This window comes from Aquifex sp., from assembly GCF_056494385.1.
Genome location: NZ_JBSLZM010000044.1, coordinates 1 through 2,145, shown reverse-complemented (window position 1 = coordinate 2,145; position 2,145 = coordinate 1). Strand labels below are relative to the sequence as shown.

At 46.1% G+C, this 2,145-nt stretch carries 4 protein-coding genes; 3 read left to right on the top strand and 1 reads right to left on the bottom strand.

What is annotated here, in order from left to right:
• On the bottom strand, positions 1-154 hold a 154-nt coding region (locus ACWB1W_RS03590; RefSeq protein ID WP_479370027.1), incomplete at its 3' end, for an acyltransferase domain-containing protein.
• A 43-nt stretch (positions 155-197) separates the two neighbouring features.
• On the opposite strand from ACWB1W_RS03590, the gene ACWB1W_RS03585 reads away from it, so the two are divergent.
• From ACWB1W_RS03585 to ACWB1W_RS03575, 3 genes are all read left to right on the top strand, one after another.
• The gene (locus ACWB1W_RS03585) at positions 198-992 is read left to right on the top strand and encodes a 2-amino-3,7-dideoxy-D-threo-hept-6-ulosonate synthase (RefSeq protein ID WP_479370026.1); all 795 of its coding nucleotides are present in this window, start codon (positions 198-200) and stop codon (positions 990-992) included.
• Positions 993-1,004: 12 nt separating this feature from the next.
• A complete protein-coding gene (locus ACWB1W_RS03580; RefSeq protein WP_479370025.1) occupies positions 1,005-1,790 on the top strand; it encodes a TIGR04219 family outer membrane beta-barrel protein in 786 nt (261 codons plus the stop codon).
• A gap of 12 nt (positions 1,791-1,802) precedes the next feature.
• Positions 1,803-2,145: enoyl-ACP reductase FabI (locus ACWB1W_RS03575; RefSeq protein WP_479370024.1), on the top strand; the 343-nt coding region annotated here is incomplete at its 3' end.

The window sequence follows — 2,145 nt, the reverse complement described above, 5'->3', positions numbered from 1 at the left end:
AGATAACATCAACAATATCGTCAAGGGACATCCTCAGGGAGTGCTCAACAGCGTGTATAACGTCCGCAGTCTCGGGAAAGTTTTTATAAAACTCGTATCCCATTCCTACGTATTGAGAACCCTGCCCGGGAAAAACGTAAGCCAGCTTACCCATGGTTTAAAGTATACTATCTATTTGTAAAATACGGAGGTATAGAATGGGTATAGGAAAGGAGATAAGACTTGAACGGATAATGAACAGGGAAACCCGTAAAACAATTATAGTCCCGATGGACCACGGTGTTAGCTCCGGACCCATAGAGGGTATAGTGAATATAAGGGAAGCTGTTGAGAAGGTAGCGGAAGGGGGTGCGAATGCGGTAGTCCTCCACAAGGGAATGGTAAGGGCGGGACACAGGGGAAGGGGCAGGGACATAGGATTAATCGTCCACCTTTCTGCGTCAACAGACCTTTCTCCGAGAAAGAACGATAAAGTTCTCGTTTGCACAGTTGAGGAAGCAATAAGGCTCGGGGCTGACGCTGTTTCAATACACGTGAACATAGGTGCCGAAGGTGAAAAGGAGATGTTAAAGGACTTCGGTTACGTCTCTAAGGTTTGTGAAGAGTGGCAGATGCCCCTTCTCGCAATGGTTTACGGAAGAGGCCCGAAAATAGAAAACCAGTATGATCCAAAAGTGGTTGCCCATTGCGCGAGGGTAGGAGCAGAGCTCGGAGCGGACATAGTTAAGGTTCCCTACACGGGAGACCCAGAAACCTTCCGTTTAGCGGTTGAAGGTTCTCCGGTTCCCGTCGTTATAGCCGGCGGGCCTAAGATGAAGTCCGAAAGAGAAGTTCTTGAGATGGTTTACGGTGCTATACAGGCGGGAGCTGCCGGTCTCTCAATAGGAAGAAACATATTCCAAGCCAAGGATCCGAAAAAGATGGTTATGGCTATGTCACTTATCGTTCACGAAGGAAAGAGCGTAGATGAAGCTATGAAAATTCTCTCGTGAGGGAGGTGGGTAATGAAAAAATTTTTAATCCTTCTTGCTCTCACAGGTTCAGCTTTTTCCCTTCCCCTTCTCGGTGGAGAAGCTGCGATAGGTGTATGGAATCAGGAACCAAAGGGTTATATCCAGTATCCTGCGGATGAGGGAACAACCCTAGACCTTGAAAAGGACTTTAAGCTCGGAGACGAGACGAGACCAACGGCAAAGGTAAAGGTTGAACTCCCCTTTATACTTCCAAACGTCTACCTCGCCTACACGAAGATGAAGTTTAACGGTTCAAATGCCGTGAGTAACGTGAGGTTCGGTGATTACATATTTAACGCGGATGTAAAGACATCCGTCAAAGCGGACCAATACGATATAGGGCTTTACTACCATATACCCCTTGTCGGATTAATTTCCGCGGGAATGCTTGACCCTGAGATAGGTATTCTCGTTAAAGTTGTTGATTTGGAAGCTGCTGTTTCGGGAAATGCAAGGGAAGTAACAACAAACGCTCAGGTAAATATAACGGAGAAGAAGTCAAAAACTGTTCCCCTTCCGCTTGGATACATACACCTCGGTATTTACCCTTTCCATCTATTCGGTATAGTTGGAGAGTTTAAGGGAATAAAGGCGGGAGACAGCTACTTTTACGAGTATTCTGCAGGGTTAAGGCTGAAGGTTTTTGACCTAAAGCTTGCACACTTCTTCGTTGAAGGGGGATACAGGTTCCAGAGGCTCAGGCTAAAAGATGTTGGAGATGTAAACGCTGATATAAAGGTAGGCGGTATTTACGCAAATATAGGATTTGGATTCTGACGGAGGAGATAGATGGGGCTTCTTGAGGGTAAGAAGGCACTTATTACGGGAGTTGCGAACGAGAGAAGTATAGCTTACGGCATTGCTAAGGCCTTCTACAGGGAAGGTGCAGAGCTTGCTTTTACATACGCTACTCCAAAGCTTGAGAAAAGGGTTAAGGAAATAGCTAAGGAGTTCGGGAGTGAGCTTGTAACCAAGTGTGATGTTTCATCCGACGAGGATATAAAATCCCTCAGGGAATTTCTGGAAGGGAGCTGGGGAAGCCTTGACATTATTGTTCACTCAATAGCTTACGCACCGAAAGAAGAGTTCAAAGGTGGCGTGATAGACACATCAAGGGAAGGTTTTAAAATAG